This window comes from Sphingobacterium sp. WM (genome assembly GCF_029542465.1).
In the GTDB taxonomy this organism is placed as follows: domain Bacteria; phylum Bacteroidota; class Bacteroidia; order Sphingobacteriales; family Sphingobacteriaceae; genus Sphingobacterium; species Sphingobacterium cellulitidis.
Window position 1 is genome coordinate 3,352,018 of the sequence record NZ_CP120709.1, and the last position, 22,771, is coordinate 3,374,788.

At 38.8% G+C, this 22,771-nt stretch carries 18 protein-coding genes; 16 read left to right on the forward strand and 2 right to left on the reverse strand.

Features of this window, described 5'->3' with window-relative positions; all coding sequences use genetic code 11:
* Positions 1 to 4: 4 nt before the first annotated feature.
* Positions 5 to 1,627: a M14 family zinc carboxypeptidase gene (locus PZ892_RS14250; RefSeq protein WP_094257801.1), complete on the reverse strand. Its 1,623-nt coding sequence runs from the start codon at positions 1,625 to 1,627 to the stop codon at positions 5 to 7.
* A gap of 406 nt (positions 1,628 to 2,033) precedes the next feature.
* Between PZ892_RS14250 and atpD the strand changes: the two genes are divergently transcribed.
* The 16 genes from atpD (at position 2,034) to PZ892_RS14330 (ending at position 19,913) form a co-directional block, all read left to right on the forward strand.
* A complete protein-coding gene (gene atpD, locus PZ892_RS14255) occupies positions 2,034 to 3,536 on the forward strand; it encodes a F0F1 ATP synthase subunit beta (protein WP_094257802.1) in 1,503 nt (500 codons plus the stop codon).
* A 170-nt stretch (positions 3,537 to 3,706) separates the two neighbouring features.
* Entirely contained in the window at positions 3,707 to 3,955 is a 249-nt protein-coding gene (gene atpC / locus PZ892_RS14260) for an ATP synthase F1 subunit epsilon (protein WP_094257803.1), read from the forward strand.
* Positions 3,956 to 4,324: 369 nt separating this feature from the next.
* Entirely contained in the window at positions 4,325 to 5,215 is an 891-nt protein-coding gene (locus PZ892_RS14265) for a branched-chain amino acid transaminase (RefSeq protein ID WP_094257804.1), read from the forward strand.
* Positions 5,199 to 6,899: a dihydroxy-acid dehydratase gene (gene ilvD, locus PZ892_RS14270; RefSeq protein WP_277711447.1), complete on the forward strand. Its 1,701-nt coding sequence runs from the start codon at positions 5,199 to 5,201 to the stop codon at positions 6,897 to 6,899. Before PZ892_RS14265 ends, ilvD begins: the two co-directional genes overlap by 17 nt.
* A gap of 176 nt (positions 6,900 to 7,075) precedes the next feature.
* Complete coding sequence (ilvB, locus tag PZ892_RS14275; protein WP_182499412.1) at positions 7,076 to 8,818, forward strand: biosynthetic-type acetolactate synthase large subunit; 1,743 nt, start codon at positions 7,076 to 7,078, stop codon at positions 8,816 to 8,818.
* Between the two features lie 2 nt (positions 8,819 to 8,820).
* Complete coding sequence (gene ilvN, locus PZ892_RS14280) at positions 8,821 to 9,411, forward strand: acetolactate synthase small subunit (protein WP_277711448.1); 591 nt, start codon at positions 8,821 to 8,823, stop codon at positions 9,409 to 9,411.
* Positions 9,412 to 9,420: 9 nt separating this feature from the next.
* Positions 9,421 to 9,792, forward strand: coding sequence for a glyoxalase superfamily protein (locus tag PZ892_RS14285; protein WP_094257808.1), 372 nt, complete (start codon positions 9,421 to 9,423; stop codon positions 9,790 to 9,792).
* Between the two features lie 5 nt (positions 9,793 to 9,797).
* Entirely contained in the window at positions 9,798 to 10,268 is a 471-nt protein-coding gene (locus PZ892_RS14290; protein WP_094257809.1) for a DinB family protein, read from the forward strand.
* Between the two features lie 41 nt (positions 10,269 to 10,309).
* Positions 10,310 to 11,791, forward strand: coding sequence for a ketol-acid reductoisomerase (ilvC, locus tag PZ892_RS14295; protein ID WP_094257810.1), 1,482 nt, complete (start codon positions 10,310 to 10,312; stop codon positions 11,789 to 11,791).
* Positions 11,792 to 11,887: 96 nt separating this feature from the next.
* Positions 11,888 to 13,285, forward strand: coding sequence for a 3-isopropylmalate dehydratase large subunit (gene leuC / locus PZ892_RS14300; protein ID WP_094257811.1), 1,398 nt, complete (start codon positions 11,888 to 11,890; stop codon positions 13,283 to 13,285).
* A 12-nt stretch (positions 13,286 to 13,297) separates the two neighbouring features.
* Positions 13,298 to 13,882 (forward strand): 3-isopropylmalate dehydratase small subunit, encoded by a 585-nt coding sequence (gene leuD, locus PZ892_RS14305; RefSeq protein WP_094257812.1) that lies wholly within the window; start codon positions 13,298 to 13,300, stop codon positions 13,880 to 13,882.
* Positions 13,882 to 15,345: an ATP-binding cassette domain-containing protein gene (locus PZ892_RS14310; protein WP_179221477.1), complete on the forward strand. Its 1,464-nt coding sequence runs from the start codon at positions 13,882 to 13,884 to the stop codon at positions 15,343 to 15,345. The genes leuD and PZ892_RS14310 overlap by 1 nt, the downstream gene beginning before the upstream one ends.
* 3 nt (positions 15,346 to 15,348) lie before the next feature.
* Positions 15,349 to 16,422, forward strand: a complete 1,074-nt coding sequence (gene leuB / locus PZ892_RS14315; protein WP_094257814.1) for a 3-isopropylmalate dehydrogenase — start codon at positions 15,349 to 15,351, stop codon at positions 16,420 to 16,422.
* 34 nt (positions 16,423 to 16,456) lie between these two features.
* Entirely contained in the window at positions 16,457 to 17,617 is a 1,161-nt protein-coding gene (locus tag PZ892_RS14320) for a 2-isopropylmalate synthase (protein WP_094257815.1), read from the forward strand.
* Positions 17,618 to 17,672: 55 nt separating this feature from the next.
* Positions 17,673 to 18,926 (forward strand): threonine ammonia-lyase IlvA, encoded by a 1,254-nt coding sequence (gene ilvA / locus PZ892_RS14325; RefSeq protein ID WP_094257816.1) that lies wholly within the window; start codon positions 17,673 to 17,675, stop codon positions 18,924 to 18,926.
* A gap of 465 nt (positions 18,927 to 19,391) precedes the next feature.
* Complete coding sequence (locus tag PZ892_RS14330; RefSeq protein WP_094257817.1) at positions 19,392 to 19,913, forward strand: DUF2911 domain-containing protein; 522 nt, start codon at positions 19,392 to 19,394, stop codon at positions 19,911 to 19,913.
* 53 nt (positions 19,914 to 19,966) lie between these two features.
* On the opposite strand, the gene PZ892_RS14335 is transcribed toward PZ892_RS14330, so the two are convergent.
* Complete coding sequence (locus tag PZ892_RS14335) at positions 19,967 to 22,369, reverse strand: prolyl oligopeptidase family serine peptidase (RefSeq protein ID WP_277711449.1); 2,403 nt, start codon at positions 22,367 to 22,369, stop codon at positions 19,967 to 19,969.
* Positions 22,370 to 22,771 lie beyond the last annotated feature (402 nt).

Here is a 22,771-nt window from a genome sequence, read left to right on the forward strand (position 1 = left end):
GTTTTTAAAGGTTAATATCAAGTGTTTTCTCTCCGGCTGTAGGACATCCAACAGTCAATTGTACTTTACCTTTCCCTTTTACTAACCAAGAGAAGGTATTGGATGCTCCGGCTTGCAAGGTTGGGTAAAGCTGCAAGCGTTTACCACTTAAAAATGATTGCCCTTTCTGCAATTCCATAATAGATTTCATTTTCGAAACATGCTTGATTTTATCGGCAATTTCAGGGTAAACCGGCATTGCTCCCGTATTGAAAACCTTGACTTCAATGCGATAAATATCATCACCCAAATTGGTCACTTTAGGATTTGAGAATTCGAGGCTGGCTAAGGAGCGTGTTAATTCAACCACAAAATTGCTATGCAGTTTGGCTGAATTTTCCAACAGTGCAACTGGAGGATTATTCACGAAACGGTCTACCACTCCTCCAACTTCCACCTCTTGATTTGGAAAATCAGGATGATTCACTTTTGTCCATGGTAGGATTGCACCTTGGATTCCTTGATTTCTTACCCAGTTCACGAATCGGTCGGCCCCATTTGTGGCTGGCACTTTTACATTATTATTTTTGGTTGTATCTGAAATACTTGGAATCCACCATGATGGAGTTACAAAACTAAATTTACCAGTATGATAATAGATAGTCGGACTTAGGTTTCCTTTTCCTGCTGCCATTTTAGGAGCTTCCCCCAATGGCTTCACCGCATCATTGTAGATTTTACTGACGAAAGCAGATACTTGAGCGTCATTATTGGTCCAGGACCTGGTAATTCTTTGAGAAGCTTTATTTTGGTCAAATTGTTCTGCTACAGAAAGGTTGTTTTGAAGACCAAAATGTAGTACCGCAGCAATTTGTGGATTGTTAAAGATCAGGTCAATCAAGGCTCTGGTTTCAGGTTCTGAAGCAGCATAGTCGCCCGATTCTGGTTCGAAAAACGGATAATCGAAAGTAAAATTCCGATCGATATTCACCCCAGATTTACCATCTTCGGAAATTGCGCCATCCTGATCAGCATCCCGACCTTCCGTATATAATTCATAAGTTCCCGATTCACCTTTGTTTCTTTCCGCCAGCAATAGATAATCAGGATTGATGGCATGGGTTTTATAAGGTCCTGCTGGAGTCTTGATACGCATTTGAGAAATGATGCCATCATTATTTAAATCCACATCAGGGTCCTCATCAACGCGACCATCACGGTCATTATCGATAGTTCTACCATTTCCAGAATTTAAATTCGCCGAATTTGAATTCCTTATATAGGCATCTACATTCAGAACAGGAACAATCCAAATAGATTTATTGGCCAATAGATCATTTAACTGATCAGCAGGTAGTGCTAGGATTTGCTTGGCTACATTGATGGAATTAATCACTCCGGCAGGATGTTTCCCATCTGCACCAGCAACAATTAATAAGGTAGGTTTTGCTGTTTTACCATTTTGAATTTTTATCAGGGGGATATCTTCATTTCCAAAGGATTTGCCGATGGAAGATCTTTCTACGAGTTTGTTGGAAGATACCTCTTGAATTTGTTTAGATAAGGCGTCGAATTTCGGATAATTCCATTGCGCATGCACAAAGAATGGCATGCCGCCAAGGAGCAGCATCATGATCCAGTATTTCATATAATTAGGTATTTAGTCTGTCACGAAACTAATGAATTAGGTTAATAATTGAAAGGTAATAAACAGATAAACTCACTGAAAATCGGAAATTCCTTAAAATCGGAAGTTTTGACTATTACATAATAATAAGGTATAGGGAATTCAACAATTTTTAGAACGTTTCATTATCTGGGGGTTAATATGTTCAGATGTAGCGAATAAGAATGTTTACATAGGGAATAGGAGATAAATAGGAGGCGGAAATAAATAAGGAATTTCGGGGAAATTGAGGCTATTAAAAAAAATTAAAATTAAATATGCATATCCTTTTTGGTTTTAATAAGATAAAACTTATTTTTGCATTCCAAAATACAGGTAGTAAAACGGTCTGTATTTAAATTGATTAATAAATTTTAGTCCCTATAATATGCCCAATATTGGTAAAATAGCGCAGATTATCGGCCCAGTGGTTGACGTCAACTTTGCCGACAATGAAAATCTTCCTAAGATTTATGATGCCTTGATCATTGAGAAAGACAATGGACAACGCGTTATATTAGAGGTTCAACAGCACTTAGGTGAGGAACGAGTTCGTACGATTGCAATGGATGCTACCGAAGGTTTAGTTCGTGGCATGAAGGTAGTTGATACTGGTGCTCCGATCAAAATGCCTATTGGTGAAGAGATCAAAGGTCGTGTATTTAACGTTGTTGGAGATCCAATTGACGGTATTCAAGCTTTAAACAAGGAGAATGGTCGTCCTATTCACAACGTACCTCCAAAATTTGAAGACTTATCGACTGAAACTGAGGTATTATTTACAGGTATCAAAGTAATCGATTTATTAGAGCCTTATGCAAAAGGTGGTAAAATTGGATTATTCGGTGGTGCTGGTGTTGGTAAGACGGTATTGATTCAGGAATTAATCAACAACATTGCAAAAGGACACGGTGGTCTTTCTGTATTTGCTGGTGTTGGCGAGCGTACTCGTGAAGGAAACGATTTACTTCGTGAGATGTTGGAGTCAGGCATTATCAAATACGGTGATAAATTCATGGAAGAAATGGAAAAAGGTCAATGGCCTTTGGACACTGTAGATTTAGAGTTAATGAAAGAGTCTAAATGTACATTCGTTTTCGGACAGATGAATGAGCCTCCAGGTGCACGTGCTCGTGTTGCGTTATCTGGATTAACAATTGCAGAATACTTCCGTGATGGAGATGGTGAAGGACAAGGTCGTGATATCTTATTCTTTATTGATAACATCTTCCGTTTTACACAAGCGGGTTCTGAAGTATCGGCATTATTAGGTCGTATGCCTTCAGCAGTAGGTTACCAACCTACTCTAGCAACAGAGATGGGTTTAATGCAAGAGCGTATTACTTCAACAAAGAATGGATCAATCACATCAGTACAAGCGGTATACGTACCTGCGGATGACTTGACTGACCCTGCGCCGGCAACAACTTTCGCCCACTTAGATGCAACAACAGTATTATCACGTAAAATCTCTGAGTTAGGTATCTATCCTGCAGTGGATCCATTGGATTCTACTTCACGTATCCTTTCTCCAACAGTATTAGGTGATGAGCACTACAATACAGCACAACGCGTAAAAGAAATTCTTCAACGTTATAAAGAACTTCAAGATATCATCGCCATCTTAGGTATGGACGAATTATCTGAAGAAGATAAGTTAACAGTACACCGCGCACGTCGTGTACAACGTTTCTTATCACAACCATTCCACGTAGCAGAGCAATTTACAGGTTTGAAAGGTTGTTTAGTAGACATCAAAGACACTATCAAAGGATTCAACATGATCATCGATGGTGAAGTAGATGAATACCCAGAAGCATCTTTCAACTTGGTAGGTTCAATCGAAGACGCTATCGAGAAAGGTAAAAAACTATTAGCAGAAGCAGTTTAAAATATTAGTATTTAGTAATTAGTAGTTAGTAATTAGACACTGACTACTAATTACAAAATATTAGATTCTGAATACATAATTAGTTTAGTAGTTTTATTAGAACACCTACTAATTAGGCTTTAGAAAGTTCTAAATACTCAATACTAACTACTAAATACTTAGAAAAAAGAATGAAATTAACAATCATAACTCCAGACAAATTAGCTTACGAAGGTGATGTAACAGCAGTTACAGTTCCGGGATCGGCGGGTTCTTTTCAGATTCTGAAAGACCACGCGGCTATTGTGTCTACGCTAGAAGATGGTAAAGTCATTATTAAAAATAATAATGATGAACATGTCATTATTATTAAAGGTGGTGTAGTAGAAGTAAAGGACAACAATATCATCGTTTTAGCAGAAGGAATTGCGGAAGAATAGATAAACAAAATATTACGATAAAGTAGCCCTTAAAACTTCAAGTTCTAAGGGCTATTTTTTTGCAACTTATTTGTGATAAAAGCCCATTTTAAGAAGAAATTTGGACAGTTCACTAAAAATTTGAAAATTATGAGAATATACCAATTTTAATTTTAGTCTACTGACCACAAAATATAAACACTAAAATTACGCATTGTTACAAAATAAAATTTTTACCATTGCAATTATTCGAAATAAAAAACTTTATCAAAAAAAATTCTGGGGCTATTGTAAAGAATTTTAATTCGAGCTAACTTAACAAAACAGAAAGAAGGGAATCCTAAACGATATTTTTTCGAACAAGTATTACAACAAATTCAGCAGGATATTATGCAGTATTACAATCAAAACACACTTATCTATTTAAATGGAGAATTTGTGAAAGCAAATAATGCTGGCGTTGATATGTTCGGACAGTCATTACACTATGGCTATGGTGCCTTCGAAGGTCTTCGTGCATACAGCACGCACAATGGAACTCGGATCTTTAAGGCTGAAGAACATTTCGACCGCTTACAGCATTCTTGTAAAGCAATTGGTCTTCCCTATCGATGGGACAACAGAGAGTTGATCGAAAAGACGTATGAACTCCTGGAAGCAAATAATTTGAGATCTGCCTATATCCGTCCTTTAATCTATTCGGGATCCAATATGCACTTGACAGCATCAGAATCTGCAAATATTATGATCGCTGCCTGGGAATGGGGACCTTATTTAGGTCAAAACCTATTAAAGGTGAATATCTCCAGAATTGAACGCCCTAATCCGAAGTCCTTCCCTATCGATGCGAAGGTTTCAGGACAGTATATCAATTCTATCCTGGCGACAAGCGATGCTATCCAAAAAGGATTTGATGAGGCTTTGCTATTAGACCAAGATGGGTTTGTTGCACAAGCTTCAAGTGAGAATTTATTTATCGAAAAGGATTTTAAAATTTACACCCCGCCATTGGGAAACATCTTCCCAGGGATTACACGGGCAACAGTAATTGACATCTGTAAGCGTTTGAATTTCGAGATCATCGAAAAGAGAATTAGCATCAAAGATATTTATCAAGCTGACAGCGCCTTTTTAAGCGGGACTGCTGCAGGAATTATAGGAATCAAACAAATCGACGATGTTGTATTCCCTGAAGAATGGGAAGACAGTATCGGCGCATCTATCCAAAGAAAATATAAAAACTTAGTATTAGAGCAAGAGAATTATGAAGTCATCATCTGATAACCAAAAGGGAATCAACAAGTACAGCCGCATCTTTACACAAGATGAGACACAACCAGCTGCAAAAGCCATGTTATATGGTATCGGTTTGACCGATGCAGATATGGAAAAGGCGCAAGTGGGTATCGCGAGCATGGGCTACGACGGTAACACCTGTAACATGCACCTGAATGACCTAGCACAGGTCGTCAAAAAAGGTATTTGGAACAGTGACTTAGTGGGATTAACTTTTGGAACTATTGGTGTTAGTGATGGAATGAGCAATGGTACTGATGGAATGCGTTATTCCTTGGTATCCCGTGACGTGATTGCGGATAGTATTGAAACCATTTGTGGTGGTCAATATTATGATGGAGTAGTTGCCATTCCAGGTTGTGATAAAAACATGCCAGGCGCTATTATGGCGATGGGAAGATTAAACCGTCCTGCAATTATGGTTTATGGCGGAACAATTGCGCCAGGTCATTATAAAGGTGAAGAATTAAATATTGTATCCGCATTTGAAGCCCTAGGTAAGAAAATCGCCGGAACAATATCTGACGAGGATTATGATGGCGTGATTCGTCATACCTGTCCGGGAGCAGGTGCATGTGGTGGTATGTATACTGCAAATACCATGGCTTCGGCAATTGAAGCAATGGGAATGAGCTTACCTTACTCCTCTTCAAACCCTGCTGTTTCTAAAGAAAAACAAGAGGAATGTTTAGAGGTTGGTAAATACATGCGTATCCTTTTGGAAAACGACATTAAGCCTTCCGATATCATGACTCGTAAAGCCTTCGAAAATGCGATGCGTATCATCGTAATCTTAGGGGGTTCTACAAATGCAGTATTGCATTTTATTGCCATGGGAAAATCTGTTGACGTCGATGTTACGCCAGATGACTTCCAACGTATGTCGGATGAAACTCCAGTATTGGCAGACTTTAAGCCTTCGGGCAAATTCTTAATGCAAGACTTACATCAGTATGGTGGTATTCCTGCAGTAATGAAATATTTATTGGATGAAGGATTGTTACATGGCGACTGTATCACAGTAACTGGTAAGACTGTTGCTGAGAACCTAGCGAATGTAAAATCTATCATTGACTACAATCAACCTATCATCCACAAGTTGGATGATCCAATCAAAGCGACTGGACACCTTCAGATCCTTTATGGAAATTTAGCAGAGCAAGGTTCTGTGGCGAAGATTTCAGGTAAGGAAGGTGAGAAATTCACAGGTCCTGCGCGTGTTTTCGATGGAGAGCATGATTTGGTAAAAGGCCTTGAAACTGGAAGAATCAAGAGAGGTGATGTCGTTGTTATCAAGAATGAAGGTCCTAAAGGAGCTCCAGGAATGCCTGAAATGTTGAAACCTACCTCATTGATCATTGGTGCAGGTTTAGGTAGTTCTGTAGCCTTGATTACAGACGGTCGTTTCTCCGGAGGAACTCACGGCTTCGTAGTAGGCCACATCACACCGGAAGCATATGAAGGTGGCTTAATCGGACTGGTACAGGACGATGATATCATCGAAATCGACGCTGTCAACAACAACATCAACCTCCAGGTCTCCGAAGAAGAAATCGCAAACCGCAAAGCAGCATGGCAACAACCAGCTCTTAAAGTAAGCAAAGGAGTTCTTTACAAATACGCAAAATCCGTAGCCAACGCATCGCAAGGATGTGTGACGGATATGTAGAAAAGTATTAAGTAGGTAGTATTTAGTATTTAGACAGTTAAACCTGTTAATTATAGCAGAGTTCCAGGTCTAAATACTAAATACTAAATACTAAGTACTATAAATCATGAACATTAAATACTAGGATTAGACCAGCGGTCTAAATACTAAATACTTAATACTAAATACTATTAATAATGAGTACACTTGAAAAAACGGAAACAAAGGAAACCACGACTAAGGCAGCTGGAACGCAGATTAGCGGTTCGCAGGCTGTGATGGAGGCCTTAATCCACGAGGGAGTGGATACCGTATTCGGGTATCCAGGGGGTGCTATTATGCCGATTTATGATGCATTGTATGATTACACTGATCAGTTGAAGCATATTTTAGTACGTCACGAACAGGGTGGAATTCATGCTGCACAAGGATACGCACGTACATCAGGACGTGTGGGTGTGGCTTTTGCAACAAGCGGTCCGGGTGCTACAAACCTAGTCACAGGTTTGGCTGACGCGATGATTGATAGTAACCCTATTGTCTGTATTACCGGACAGGTCTTTGCTTCACTTCTGGGAACCGACGCTTTTCAAGAAACCGATGTCATTAACATCACAACCCCAGTAACCAAATGGAACTACCAGGTAACTGATGCCAATGAAATTCCAAGTGTATTAGCTAAAGCTTTTTATATCGCTAGCACCGGAAGACCGGGGCCAGTATTAATTGATATTACCAAAAATGCCCAGCTTCAATTATTCGATTACCATGGATATGAATCTTGTAAGCATGTTCGTAGTTATCGTCCTGCTCCGATCATCCGTAAGGAATATATCGAAGCTGCTGCCAAAGCAATCAATGGGGCTAAGAAGCCATTTATCTTATTTGGTCAAGGTGTTATTTTAGGTAAGGCTGAAGAGGAATTCAAAACTTTTATTGAGAAAGCGGGAATTCCATCTGCATCCACTGTTATGGGATTAAGCGCTTTGGAAACCAACCATCCGCTACATGTAGGGATGCTAGGAATGCATGGTAACTATGCACCAAACGTGATGACCAATGAATGTGATGTCTTGATCGCAATCGGAATGCGTTTCGATGACCGCGTGACTGGACGTTTGGACAAATATGCGAAACAAGCTCAGGTTGTTCACCTGGACATTGACCCTGCGGAAATCGACAAGAATGTCAAAGCACATTTCCCTGTTTGGGGAGACTGTAAGGAAACTCTTCCAATGCTTACTGAATTGATCGAAAAAGGAGACCATGCTGAATGGTTGGGACAATTCAGAGAATTGGAAAAAGAGGAAATCAAAGAAGTAATTCAAGATGAGCTGAACCCTACAACTGATATCATGACCATGGGTGAGGTGATCAAGGTATTAAATGAGCTTACAGGAGGCGATGCAGTAATCGTAACGGATGTTGGTCAACATCAGATGGTAACTTGTCGCTATGCGAAGTTCAACAGTTCCAAATCAAGTGTAACATCAGGTGGATTAGGAACGATGGGATTTGGTTTACCAGCAGCAATTGGTGCTTGGTATGGTGCTCCACACCGTGATGTCGTAGCCATTATTGGAGATGGCGGAATTCAGATGACCATCCAGGAGTTGGGAACCATCATGCAGTTCGGCGCGAAAGTAAAAATCTTGATCCTGAACAATGAGTTCTTGGGAATGGTTCGCCAATGGCAACAATTATTCCACGACAGAAGATATTCCTTCGTAAATATCACCAGCCCTGACTTCGTGGCGGTGGCGAAAGGATATTATATCGATGGAAATAAAATCTCAGAGCGTAAGGATTTGAAAAATGCTCTTCAGACCATGTTGGATCATGATGGCTCATACCTATTGGAAGTAATGGTAGGTAAAGAGAACAATGTATTCCCAATGGTAGCGCAAGGAACTAGTGTGTCAGAAATTAGATTGAAGTAATCATGGAAAAACAAGAATATACCATAACCATCTATACAGAGAATTCTATCGGGATGATAGGCCGTATATCTGGGATATTTTCAAGACGTAAAATCAACATCGAAAGTTTAAACACCTCTCCTTCTGAGGTAGATGGAATTCACCGCTTCACGATTTTGATTACAGAATCAGAAGAAGTAGTGCGCAAATTATGCCGTCAGGTAGAAAAACAAGTAGAAGTTTTAAAAGCATATTTCAACACAAATGAAGAGTTGATCTGGCAAGAACAAGCCTTGTACAAGGTGCCAGCAGAGGCTATCGCAGAGAAAGTATTGGTTGAGCGCCTATTGCGTCAATACGGAGCAAATGTGGTTGTGATCCGGAATGATTATATTGTTTTTGAAACAGCTGGTCATCGTGAAGAAATCGACAGACTGACTGAAGAGTTGAGCAAGTACAGCTTAATCGAGTTTGTGCGTGGTGCCCGCATTGCTATCATTAAAGACAGTGCTGGTTTCCATACGAAACTGAAACAATTTGAGATCAATGAGCCTGCTCCAGATATCGTAGAGAACGAGTATTTGGATCAACGCGACGATGTTTTCACCATGTAATTCAAATGCATGCAAGTAGAACAGGTTATCCCGATTTTCAGAATATTTGATTATAACAAGGCAGTCGAGTTTTACATCGATTGGCTTGGTTTACAAATTGATTGGGAACATCGATTTGATGATCATGCACCGATCTACATGCAAGTATCTGGGAAGGGATTGACCCTCCACTTGAGTGAACACCATGGCGATGCCACTCCAGGTAGCCAAGCTTTTGTGTATTGCAAAGAGTTAAAAGGCTATCATGAGGAATTGATTCAAAAGAATTATAAATACAATAAACCCGGCTTTGAGGAAACATTCTATAATTGCTATTGCGTTCAAGTAATTGACCCCTTTGGCAATAGAATTTCTTTCAATGAGCCTATAAAAGAAGGATAATACAAATGGAGAAAGTCTTCAAATTCATTATCGACGGTCGTAAAGCCTTTATCAGATTAATTGATGAATTGTCGCTGGACCAATTGAACGAAATTCCAGAAGGATTCAATAATAACATCATTTGGAATTTTGGTCATATCGTAGTGAGTACTCAAACATTGAGCTATACCCGTACAGGAATCCGCGAAGGAGTAAGTTGGGTAAAATATGTTGATGCCTATGCGAAAGGCACAAAGCCAACATATTATGTTAGCCAAGAGGAAGTTGATGATTTAAAGGAAATCGCTTTGCGTTCGATTCAAGCAATTGAAGCAGATTACAATGCGGGTGTCTTTAAAATCACAACTCCGTATGAAACGGCTACCTACGGAGCAAGCCTGAACAGCATCGAGGACGTATTGATTACCTCAGTAGGTCATGATAACCTGCACTACGGCTATGCCACAGCACAAAAAAGAATAATCAACAACAAATAGTAAGAAACCTTAATCGAAAAAAATATTTAATCAGTATTACAATGGCAAATTATTTCAACACATTACCTCTTAGAGAGCAATTAGATCAATTAGGCGTTGCAGAATTCATGGATTCATCGGAATTCAATGAAGGCGTTGAAGCTCTAAAAGGTAAAAAAATCGTAGTCGTAGGTTGTGGAGCGCAGGGCTTGAACCAAGGTTTAAACTTGAGAGATAGCGGATTGGACGTATCTTATGCATTACGTAAAGAAGCTATTGAACAAAAAAGAGATTCTTGGAAAAATGCAACTGACAACAATTTCAAAGTTGGAACTTACGAAGAGTTAATTCCTTCGGCAGATCTTGTTATCAACTTGACACCAGATAAACAACATACTTCAGTAATCAATGCCGTTATGCCATTGATGAAAGAAGGTGCTACCCTATCCTATTCACATGGATTCAACATTGTGGAAGAAGGTATGCAAATCCGTCCGGATATTACCGTTATCATGGTAGCTCCAAAATGTCCAGGTTCTGAGGTTCGTGCAGAATACCTAAGAGGATTTGGTGTTCCGACCTTAATCGCGGTTCACCCAGAGAATGACCCTCAAGGTAAAGGATGGGCAGAAGCAAAAGCATACTGTGCTGGAACAGGTGGTGACCGTGCTGGGGTATTGAAATCATCATTCGTAGCAGAGGTTAAATCTGACTTAATGGGTGAGCAAACTATCCTTTGTGGTTTGTTGCAAACAGGATCGATTCTTTCATTTGATAAAATGGTAGAAAAAGGAATTGATGCAGGTTATGCTTCTAAATTGGTTCAATATGGTGTTGAAGTAATTACAGAAGCGTTGAAACATGGTGGTGTAAGCGGTATGATGGATCGTTTGAGCAATCCTGCAAAAATCAAAGCTTTTGAATTGTCAGAAGAATTGAAAGATATCATGCGTCCATTATTCCAAAAACACCAAGACGATATCATGTCAGGTGAATTTAGCAAGACGATGATGGAAGACTGGGCAAATGGCGATGCAAACCTTTTGAAATGGAGAGCAGAGACAGGTGAAACAGCATTTGAGAAAACTCCAGCTGGTGATGTAAAAATCTCAGAACAAGAATATTTTGACAACTATTTATTAATGGTTGCTTTCGTTAGAGCAGGTGTTGAACTAGCTTTTGAAACCATGGTTGAAGCTGGTATTAAACCAGAGTCTGCTTACTATGAATCATTGCACGAAACTCCATTAATTGCAAATACTATTGCTCGTAAGAAATTATTTGAAATGAATCGTGTAATTTCTGATACAGCTGAATATGGTTGTTATTTATTTGATCAGGCATGTAAGCCATTATTACAAGATTTCATGAAGAAAATCGACACAGATGTTGTTGGAAAGAACTTCAATGAAGGAAAAGATGGGTCAGTAGATAACATCAAATTAGTACAGGTAAATGAAATTTTAAGAAATCATGAAGTAGAAATCGTGGGTAAGAGATTACGTAAAGCGATGACTGCAATGAAAGCTATTCAAACTGTTTAATTTTTCGTAAATTAGATAGCTTTATTCGGGGTAAAATTGTCAAATTTTGATTTTACCCCCTTTAAAATTTCAAACCAACAAGAGATAAAGAGAAAAATGGGAAAAACATTAGTAGAAAAAATTTGGGATGCACACGTCGTCAAGCGTCAAGAAGGGTTCCCTGATATTATATATATCGACACCCACTTAATTCATGAAGTGACCTCTCCACAGGCCTTTGATGGATTGCGCAAAAGAGGATTGCCTGTATTCCGTCCAAATCAAACTGTAGCAACTGCCGATCATAATGTCCCAACATTAAATCAGCATTTGCCAATCAAAGAAGAACTTTCTCGCTACCAAGTAGACATGCTGACCAAAAACTGTAAGGAATTCGGTATTGAACTTTATGGTCTAGGACATCCTTACCAAGGGATCGTGCATGTGATAGGTCCTGAATTAGGAATCACTTTGCCAGGAAAAACAATGGTATGTGGTGATAGCCATACCTCCACTCATGGTGCATTTGGTGCCATTGCGTTCGGTATTGGTACTTCTCAGGTAGAACAGGTATTTGCTACTCAATGTTTATTGCAGCAAAAACCTAAAACCATGAAAATTGAAGTGAATGGTGAATTAGGGAAAGGTGTGGGAGCGAAAGATATTATCCTATACATTATCTCTAAGATTTCTGCTGCAGGTGGGACTGGTTATTTCGTTGAATACGCAGGATCTGCAATTCGTTCTTTAAGTATGGAAGGTCGTATGACCATCTGTAATATGAGTATTGAAATGGGTGCTCGTGGTGGTTTAATCGCTCCTGACCAAACTACATTTGATTATATCAAAGGCAGAGAGTTTGCTCCGAAAGGTGAAGAATGGGATAAAGCTTTAGCTTATTGGCAAACATTATATTCAGATGAAGATGCTCAATTTGATGAGGTATTAACATTTGATGCTGCGGATATCCAACCGATGATTACCTATGGTACGAATCCAGGAATGGGTATCGGCATTACAGAATCTATTCCTACGACTAGTTCTCAGCCTGAGAATGAACGTCCATCTTATCAAAAAGCTTTAGGATATATGGGCTTTGAGGATGGGGAGTCAATAATCGGCAAACCGGTGGATTATGTATTTATCGGAAGCTGTACGAACTCACGTATTGAAGACCTACGTCAGGTTGCTGCCTTTGTACAAGGTAAGCATAAAGCTGATAATGTAGAGGTATGGATTGTTCCAGGATCAAAACAGGTGGAAGCACAAGCGAAACAAGAAGGAATAGACAAGATTTTTGAAGAAGCTGGATTTATGCTTCGTGAACCTGGCTGCTCGGCATGTTTAGGTATGAATGAAGATAAAATCCCTGCTGGTAAATATTGTGTTTCTACTTCGAACAGAAACTTTGAGGGAAGACAAGGACCAAATGCACGCACAATGCTGGTAAGCCCGCTTACCGCAGCAGCAGCCGCTGTAACTGGTAAAATTGTAGACGTTAGAGAATTAGTGTAAAGAATTAGAATCATGAAAAAATTTGAAAAATTATCCTCTCGTGTAGTTCCTCTACCGATTGAAAATATTGATACCGACCAGATTATCCCGGCGCGTTTCCTAAAGGCAACAACCCGTGAAGGATTTGGAAACAACTTATTCCGTGATTGGCGCTTCGATAGTGAAGACCATCCGAAAGCGGACTTCGTTATGAATAACCCTACTTATAAAGGGAAAATCTTAGTTGCTGGTAAGAACTTCGGTTGTGGTTCATCACGTGAACACGCTGCTTGGGCTATTCAGGATTATGGATTTGATGTAGTAGTGAGTTCATTCTTCGCAGATATCTTCAAAGGCAATGCATTAAATAATGGAGTATTGCCAATCACTGTACCGGAAAGCTTTTTGGAAAAAATCTTTGATAAGGTATTTGCTAATCCAGATACTGAATTACAAGTGGATTTAGAAGCACAAACCATTACGATTGAAGGTACGGATGAGACTTATTCATTTGAGATTAATCCTTATAAAAAATCATGCTTAATCAATGGCTATGATGATATCGATTATATCTTGAGTCAAAAAAGTGATATCGAAGCTTTCGAACTTAACAGATAATGGCAACTCAGGTCCTAATATCAAATCTATCAGTTTCATACGGTCTAACCACCGTGTTGAACGATTTGTCTTGGACTATATCCGCATCTGAGAATTATGTGTTAGCAGGGAAAAGTGGTTCTGGAAAAACGACCTTGGCAAAAGCAATTGCTGGTTTAATCAGTGGTTCTGGCGACATTAAGGTAATATTTGATGGAAACTCGCCCCTGTTGGAAAAAGTAATCTACGTATCCAACTGGTACCAGTTTACCAATTTGGAAGGCGATAGAAACTTTTATTACCAACAACGCTATAATCGTCATCAAGGAAATGATACGCTTACTGTTAAGGCTGAATTACTTCATTTCGCAAATAAAGAAGCATTAAACCTTGAAGATATTCAAGACAAGATTGTAGCCATGGGCTTTGCACATAACATGGATTCGCAATTGATTGAATTGTCAAGTGGTGAGCATAAGAAGCTTCAATTATTGAAATTCCTTTGGTTGAAACCGCAGCTTTTGATTATTGATGAACCTTATACGGGTTTGGATAAGCAGTCAAGAGTGGAATTGAACATCTGGTTGGATGAGCTTGTTGAAGAGGGAGTGCAGTTGATCATCATTTCGAATGATAAACAACTACCAAAGTCTATCAATAGATACGCTCATATAGTAGATGGTCAAATTGAAACCTTAGGTTCCTTTGATGAAATCATTCAAGATGAAAAAAGAATAAAAAAGGAATTACCTTCCTTTTTGCATAAAGTGCCTGTAACGAATTATGACACCGTTGCGAACCTAAAAGATATCATTATCAGATATGGTGACAAGGTGGTGTTAAATAAAGTATCATGGCGCGTAGATGTAGGGGAAAAATGGTTGTTGCAAGGGCCTAATGGGTCGGGGAAATCAACATTATTGAGTTTAATAAATGGTGACCACCCGCAATCTTATGGCTTGGACATTGAGTTGTTCGGAAACAAACGTGGCTCAGGGGAAAGCATCTGGGATATCAAACAAAAAATTGGAATGATATCACCTGAGATGCATTGGTACTTTGATCAGAATGCAACAGTTTGGCATACCTTGGCTTCCGGATTTTACGACAGTATAGGTTGGTTTATTGACGTAAAATTTCAGGAGAAGAAACAGATTGAGGAGCTGATGGCATTTTTTGATCTCACAGAACATAAGGACCAATTGCTACATACTTTGCCATTAGGGAAACAACGCTTGGCAATGCTTGCAAGGAGTATTATCAAGAATCCACCATTATTGGTGCTGGATGAACCTTGTCAAGGATTAGATGCTCAACAAGCTAAATATTTCAATGATGTAGTTGATGAACTTTGCCAGCACGGCAAAACATTAATCTATGTCGGTCATTATGAAAGTCAGCTTCCAAGCTGCATCGAAAAAAGAATAATATTAGAAAAAGGCGAAGTAATTGCCTTAGAAAACATAATAGAAAACGTTTTATAACACATGAAGAAAAACATTCTTATTATTCCCGGTGATGGTATCGGACAAGAAGTTACCAGCTGGGGAAAAGAAGTTCTAAATACAATTGCTGAGAAATATAATCACGAATTTATTTTCGACGAGGCAATCATGGGCCATACTGCTATCGAAGCAACTGGAAATCCACTTCCGGATGAAACATTAGAAAAAGCTAAGGCTTCTGATGCGATTCTATTTGGTGCGATTGGTCATGCCAAGTATGACAATGATCCTTCGGCAAAGGTACGTCCTGAACAAGGCTTATTGAAGATCCGTAAGGAATTAGGTTTATATGCAAACCTTCGTCCTATCCTATTATTCGATGAGTTATTGGATGCTTCTAGCTTAAAACCAGAAGTATTGCGTGGAACGGATATTCTATTCTTCCGCGAGTTGACTGGTGATGTTTATTTTGGTGAGAAGAAACGTAATGAGGATAATACTTTCGCTTCAGACTTGATGAATTACAATCGTTATGAAGTTGATAGAATTGCTCGCAAAGCATTTGATGCGGCTAGAACGAGAAGTAAGAAGTTATGTTCGGTGGATAAAGCCAATGTTTTGGAAACCTCAAGACTTTGGAGAGAGGTCGTTCAGGAAATTGCCAAGGAATATCCAGATGTTGAAACAGAACATATGTTTATCGACAATGCAGCAATGCAATTGGTAAAGAATCCGAAGAAATTTGATGTTGTATTGACAGCAAACTTATTTGGTGACATTCTAACGGATGAGGCCTCTCAAATTGCTGGATCAATGGGAATGTTAGCTTCTGCATCTGTAGGTGATGGTACTGGCTTCTTTGAACCAATTCACGGATCTGCACATGACATTGCTGGACAAAATAAAGCAAACCCATTGGCGTCTATTCTTTCTGCAGCATTGATGTTGGACATTGCGTTCGGCTTACAAGAAGAAGCAAAAGAGGTAACCAATGCTGTTGCGGAGACCTTAAAGGCAGGCTGGAGAACTGGCGATATCGCGAATGCGAATACTCCATCTGACAAGATCTTAGGCACCAAAGAAATGGGTGCTAAAGTTTTAGAATTTTTAAAATAGAATTAATCAAGGTATAAACATAAATTGAAACAATATGTTACACGATCCTAATCACTTATACATTTTCGATACGACATTACGTGACGGTGAGCAAGTACCGGGTTGCCAATTGACAACTCCTGAGAAAATCGAAATTGCCAAAGATTTGGAACGCTTAGGGGTTGATATTATTGAGGCAGGATTCCCTGTTTCTAGCCCTGGAGATTTCCAATCGGTAGTCGAACTATCTAAGGCTGTTAATGATGTGATCATCTGTGCGCTTACCCGTGCTAACATGAACGATATCGATGTGGCCGCTGAAGCATTACAATATGCGAAAAGACCGCGTATCCATACTGGAATCGGTTCTTCAGACATGCACATTAAATATAAATTCAATAGTACTCGTGAAGAAATCCTAGAACGTGCTGTTGCTGCTGTAAAACATGCTAAATCTTATGTTGAAGATGTAGAGTTTTACGCTGAAGATGCTGGCCGAGCGGATTTAGAATTCTTAGCGAAAATGATTGAAGGTGTAATTGCTGCAGGTGCTACTGTAGTCAATATTCCTGATACAAATGGCTATTGCTTACCAGATCAATACGGTTCAAAGATTAAATATCTTAAAGAGAATGTTAAGAATATTGATCAAGCAATCATCTCTGCCCACTGTCATAATGACCTAGGCTTGGCTACTGCGAATTCTATTGCAGCGATTCAAAATGGAGCTCGTCAGGTAGAATGTACCATCAATGGTATTGGTGAACGTGCTGGGAATACCTCTTTAGAGGAAGTTGCCATGATCTTGAAAGTTCACAAGCAAGCATTCGGAGGATTATCTTCAAACATTGACAGCACCATGTTTACTTATCTATCTAGAAAAGTAAGCGAGATGATGAATATGCCTGTTCAACCGAATAAGGCTATCGTTGGTCGTAATGCCTTTGCACACAGCTCAGGTATCCATCAGGATGGATTCTTAAAACATCGTGAGAACTACGAGATCATCCGTCCTGAGGACGTAGGCTTAGCGGAAGCGGATATCATTTTGACAGCTCGCTCAGGAAGACATGCTTTAAAACATCACTTAGAACGTCTAGGATATAATCTAGACAAAGATAAATTAGCGGATTGCTATCAAAGATTCCTAGTATTAGCGGATGCTAAAAAGGAAATCTGCGATGATGATTTGTTGATATTAGTAAAAGAAAATTAATAAAAAGGCTGGTTAACCAGCCTTTTTAACCACCTAAACAAACGAACGGAATAGAATGAGCTTGGATTTATCAACATTGACCATAGACTCGATAGCGGCTAAAGAGCAGATCAAGGATGTGGTTACCCGTACTCCATTACAGTACAACCTTCACCTTTCTGAAAAATACGGAGCAGAAGTCTATCTAAAAAGAGAGGACTTACAAGTTGTAAGATCTTATAAACTTCGTGGTGCATTCAACAAAATCTGCAGTCTTTCACAAGAAGAAAGAGAAAGAGGTGTTGTATGTGCTAGTGCTGGGAATCACGCGCAAGGCGTGGCTCTATCTTGCAAAAAATTAGATATTAAAGGCGTAATCTTTATGCCTGGTCCTACCCCAAGACAGAAAATCACACAAACTGAGATGTGGGGAAATGGAAATATTCAGATTGTTCTTACTGGTGATACTTTTGATGACTGTCAAAGAGCAGCATTAGAGTTTACCAAGGAACATAACATGACCTTTATCCCTCCTTTTGATGACTTGAAGGTTATTGAAGGCCAAGGGACTGTTGCAGTAGAGATTTTAGAAGACCTTCCAGATGTGGATGCTGTTTTCATTCCAATAGGAGGCGGAGGATTATCCTCCGGAGTAAGCTATCATATGCGTAAGTATGCTCCAAATGTAAAATGCTATGGGGTAGAACCTGAAGGAGCTCCTTCGATGCAAGCTGCATTAGAAAACGGAGGACCTATCGAACTAGAGCATATCAATAAGTTTGTAGATGGTGCTGCGGTAAAAAAGATTGGTGCAATTACATTTGATATCAGTTCGCAATTGCTGGATAGCGTTAAATCCATTCCTGAAGGTAAAATCTGTACAACTATCCTAGAATTATACAACAAGGATGCGATAGTTGCAGAACCTGCTGGTGCTCTATCCATTGCTGCTTTGGATTTCCATAAAGAGGAAATCAAAGGTAAAAAGGTCGTTTGTATTGTTTCCGGAGGAAACAATGATATCGATAGAATGAGTGAAATCAAGGAACTTTCCTTATTATATGAAGGTTTCAAACATTATTTTATCGTTCGTTTCCCACAAAGACCAGGGGCATTGAAGTTATTGGTAACTGAGGTATTAGGTCCGAAGGATGATATCACTCGTTTTGAGTACATTAAAAAAACAGAAAGAGAAAGAGGTCCTGCGTTAATTGGTATTGAATTAAATGATCCAAATGACTATATTACCTTTATAGAACGATTAAAGTCTTACAAATTTGACTTTATCGAAGTGAATAAAGACCAGACATTATTTGAGTATTTGGTCTAAAAACGCAACTAACCCTCCAAAATAAAGTAGATGCAACGGCTATTATATCTTATGGTCGTTGCTTTTTTATTTTACAGATATTATCAATTTTTTGACTTATTTGTTACAAAACAAGAAATAAATATTTAGTCAACTGGACTGTTAAAAGTTTGGAATTCCTACCATCCTATTTCCATAAAAGATTAGAACATCAATTTGAAAGCATATTTCCCGTTGCGCCATTCAAACTGATGTTCTAAAAAAGATTGTTAATCTTACTTAATAAACTAACTAAAAACATACTCCATAACTTGCAAAGTATTCTCAATATTATAAAGATTAACTGTTAAGAAGTGTAAACAAATCCTAATGTTTTCTTAAATTCTTAATTCTAACACTTTTCAAGCGTTTTTTCTCAGCCCAACTCACAACAAAATTGCTTATTTTCAGTTTATTATAATATTATAAACCAAAATCACACACACAATGAAAGCATCAACTATCTTATTAATTTTCACCTTGCTTTGCAGTTTTTCATTAACGCAAGCACAAGAAAAAAAACCAAAAGCAAGTCCTCCCGATAGCGCAATAGTCACCACTTCGGATGGAGTAAATATTGCTATCAACTACAGCAGCCCTTCCCTTAAGGGCAGAAAATTAGGTGTAGACCTTGCCAAAATCGGCGAAGTATGGAGAACCGGCGCTAATGAAGCAACTACTGTTGAATTTGATAAAAATGTTCAGGTAAATGGTCAAAAGCTTCCTGCCGGAAAATATAGTCTTTATTCTATTCCCGGAGAGGAGCAAACTACAGTTATCTTTAATAAAACCTGGAAGCAATGGGGAACCCAATATGACCAAAAAGACGACGCATTGCGAATTGTTGTCGACAATGAAGAGAACGCCGATAATTTGGAACGTCTAAAAATCACTGCCGATAAAGATGGAAAAATCCATCTGGCTTGGGGTAATTATGCCTTGTCGATGAATGTCAAAGCAGATAAATAAACAAAAGGAGTCCTTTTCAACAAAGGACTCCTTCTTTTTAAATCAATAGTAACCTATTGTTTGTTCTTCACATACTTTTCCAAGAACTGATCTTGTTCCCAAAGCAAATGGAAGATATTCTCTTTTGCAGCATAGCCATGAGATTCACGAGGCAATAATACCATTCTCACAGGCGCTCCAAGGTTCTTTAAAGCCTGGAAATAACGCTCTGTTTGAAGAGTAAATGTTCCAGGGTTATTATCAGCAGCACCATGCACCAATAACATTGGCGTTTTCATCTTATCAGCACTGAAGAATGGAGACATCGTTATATATAAGTTAGGATCATCCCATAAATTCCTTTGCTCACTCTGGAAACCAAATGGTGTTAAAGTACGATTGTATGCGCCAGAACGAGCGATCCCCGCAGCGAATAACTTCGAATTACTTAAAAGATGCGCCGTCATAAAGGCACCATAGGAGTGGCCTCCAACCGCAACCTTATTTTTATCAACATATCCTAGTTCATCTACCGCATTGATTGCTGCTTCAGCATTACCAACCAATTGCTCGATAAAGTTGTCATTTGGTTCCTGTGTCCCCTCGCCTACGATCGGGAAAGCCGCATTATCCAATACTGCATATCCTTTTGCTACCCAATAAATAAATGACCCATAACTTGGGAATGTAAATAACTTCGGATTATTGGTGCTTTGACCAGCGGTGTTCTTGTCCTTATATTCTCTAGGATATGCCCAGATTAATAGCGGCAATTTCTCCTTCTTATTCATATCATAACCAGCAGGCAAATACAAAGTTCCAGAAAGATCTACACCATCCTTACGCTTATAATTCAACACCTCCTTATGAACTTTATCCAAGGATTGAAAAGGATTAGCAATTTCAGTAACAGCCTTCTGCTTTCCAGATTTGATATTCTTGGAATAATAATTCGGGAAATCCGTAGGTGACTGCAAGGAAACCAATATATCACCTTTATCTATGTCGATAACCGATGAAATTCGTTCCTGCATATTCGATTCCTTAGCCGTATAAATACGTTTTTTCTTCTGTGTCTTGAAATCATATTCATCAATAAATGGAAATTCTCCCTCTTTAGTATATCCATCACCGATCCAATAGGACTTACCATTTTTAATATACATGCTGTAAGCACCATATTGATTTTTATCACGGTAAGGAGTTCCTGGATCAGAATAAATATCCTGTACATTCAAATCATAAATCACTTGGTTTTTACCCGTACTAGGATCCAACAAGTAGGTTTTTCCATTTCTGGTGTCATACCATTGGCTATAGACTAATGCATATTGATCATTACCCCAAAGCGTTCCAGCATAACGGTCCTTGATCTTAATCAAAGATTTAGGTTCGGCGTTAAATGGTGCATCCCAAACAAATAATTCATCCCTGAATTCTGCAGGCTTGTTCGCATCTCCCCCGTCCAATGCCTGAACAAAAGCCAAGGTAGCTGGTTTATCCGTACGCCATGATAAAGAACGTTTGCCCGGACGAGTCGAAGAGAATCCTTTAGGCATAACTTCCATCAATGGAGTAGCATTCACCTGTTTAATCAGATTTCCTTTCAAATCATAAACATTGGTTTCACTTGGGAAGCTACCATAGGTAACCACATATGAAAATGGCTTCTTCAAGGTCGTAACCAAAACATACTGACCATCAGGAGAAACCGAAGACCACATGTGGAGATCAGCATTTCTAAACGGATCTTGACTTCCATCCAAACTTAACCACACAAGTTTTGAATTCACCAAATTCTCAAATTGACGTTCATCCTGTGGGTTTTTTAATAAATCCTGATAGGTACGCAATTGAGAGACCTGTCCAGAAGAACTGGAAACCACCGGACCAGTTGGTAATTCATCTGGGTTTCTTACTTTATCTTCCGCAGAACCCTCAATGACACTCAGCAATAAACGATCAGAGTTCTTATACCACATAAATGGCTGATGCATGACAGCATTCAAGTTATAATCGGTTAACTTTTTCAATTCTCTTTTTTCAAGATCATAGACAAACAAGGCTACTCCAGTCTCTTGGGTGTTTGTAAAAGCTAATTTCTTAGAATCGGGTGAGAATGAGACATTCGAAATCTGTGGATTTTCAGGCAGCGCAATTTCGATTACCTCTTTTGACCCTGCTGGACTAAGGCTTAAAGCATCGAAATAAGTCTCCGTACTGGAGATATGAGCTTTAGCATTGATCCTTAATCCGGCCAATTTAGTCTCTTCAAGGCCTAATTCAGATAAGGTTTTATAAGTAGGACGATACATGGAAAGCACCCATTTTTTGTCGCTACTCATTTGAATACTGGGAGGTCTTTTGAAGTCAGCCAATTGAAGTATTTCGGCGGATGGTTTTTGGAAGGTCACATTCTCTTGGGCAGACACACTTGAAAACAACAAGAGAAATGGAACTAAAAATCTACATTTCATAATCATAATTTCATAAACATTTTTAATAATTCGTATTGGGCACCCTTGGTTCGGGGGCTTACTTCTTAACAATTGTTAATAAAGTCAAGCTTAAGATTTACACAAAACTAACAATATATTATTTATTAATTTAGTTTTAAAAATATATAACGATTTTGGTTAATATTAACAAAAAATGAGGGCTAATTTGACAATAAAAAGAGGAACGATTTAAAGGAAAAAATTATCCATCATAAGTTATCAACATAGCTACAGCGCTGTAAAACAACACTTTACTAAAAAGCGAATGTTACCAAGCCTGTTTTAACCTGATTTTAAAAATCAATGTGGAAAAGTATCGTTAACGAACCGAGGAAAAATAAGGGATATTTGTTCTACTTAAGAAAATAACCTTCTTAAGTA

What these genes read in the sequence shown, in the direction of transcription:
- PZ892_RS14250 (WP_094257801.1), bottom strand. Translation starts at nt 1,627, where the DNA reads ATGAAATACTGGATCATGATGCTGCTCCTTGGCGGCATGCCATTCTTT.
- atpD (WP_094257802.1), top strand. Translation starts at nt 2,034, where the DNA reads ATGCCCAATATTGGTAAAATAGCGCAGATTATCGGCCCAGTGGTTGAC.
- atpC (WP_094257803.1), top strand. Translation starts at nt 3,707, where the DNA reads ATGAAATTAACAATCATAACTCCAGACAAATTAGCTTACGAAGGTGAT.
- PZ892_RS14265 (WP_094257804.1), top strand. Translation starts at nt 4,325, where the DNA reads ATGCAGTATTACAATCAAAACACACTTATCTATTTAAATGGAGAATTT.
- ilvD (WP_277711447.1), top strand. Translation starts at nt 5,199, where the DNA reads ATGAAGTCATCATCTGATAACCAAAAGGGAATCAACAAGTACAGCCGC.
- ilvB (WP_182499412.1), top strand. Translation starts at nt 7,076, where the DNA reads ATGAGTACACTTGAAAAAACGGAAACAAAGGAAACCACGACTAAGGCA.
- ilvN (WP_277711448.1), top strand. Translation starts at nt 8,821, where the DNA reads ATGGAAAAACAAGAATATACCATAACCATCTATACAGAGAATTCTATC.
- PZ892_RS14285 (WP_094257808.1), top strand. Translation starts at nt 9,421, where the DNA reads ATGCAAGTAGAACAGGTTATCCCGATTTTCAGAATATTTGATTATAAC.
- PZ892_RS14290 (WP_094257809.1), top strand. Translation starts at nt 9,798, where the DNA reads ATGGAGAAAGTCTTCAAATTCATTATCGACGGTCGTAAAGCCTTTATC.
- ilvC (WP_094257810.1), top strand. Translation starts at nt 10,310, where the DNA reads ATGGCAAATTATTTCAACACATTACCTCTTAGAGAGCAATTAGATCAA.
- leuC (WP_094257811.1), top strand. Translation starts at nt 11,888, where the DNA reads ATGGGAAAAACATTAGTAGAAAAAATTTGGGATGCACACGTCGTCAAG.
- leuD (WP_094257812.1), top strand. Translation starts at nt 13,298, where the DNA reads ATGAAAAAATTTGAAAAATTATCCTCTCGTGTAGTTCCTCTACCGATT.
- PZ892_RS14310 (WP_179221477.1), top strand. Translation starts at nt 13,882, where the DNA reads ATGGCAACTCAGGTCCTAATATCAAATCTATCAGTTTCATACGGTCTA.
- leuB (WP_094257814.1), top strand. Translation starts at nt 15,349, where the DNA reads ATGAAGAAAAACATTCTTATTATTCCCGGTGATGGTATCGGACAAGAA.
- PZ892_RS14320 (WP_094257815.1), top strand. Translation starts at nt 16,457, where the DNA reads ATGTTACACGATCCTAATCACTTATACATTTTCGATACGACATTACGT.
- ilvA (WP_094257816.1), top strand. Translation starts at nt 17,673, where the DNA reads ATGAGCTTGGATTTATCAACATTGACCATAGACTCGATAGCGGCTAAA.
- PZ892_RS14330 (WP_094257817.1), top strand. Translation starts at nt 19,392, where the DNA reads ATGAAAGCATCAACTATCTTATTAATTTTCACCTTGCTTTGCAGTTTT.
- PZ892_RS14335 (WP_277711449.1), bottom strand. Translation starts at nt 22,369, where the DNA reads ATGAAATGTAGATTTTTAGTTCCATTTCTCTTGTTGTTTTCAAGTGTG.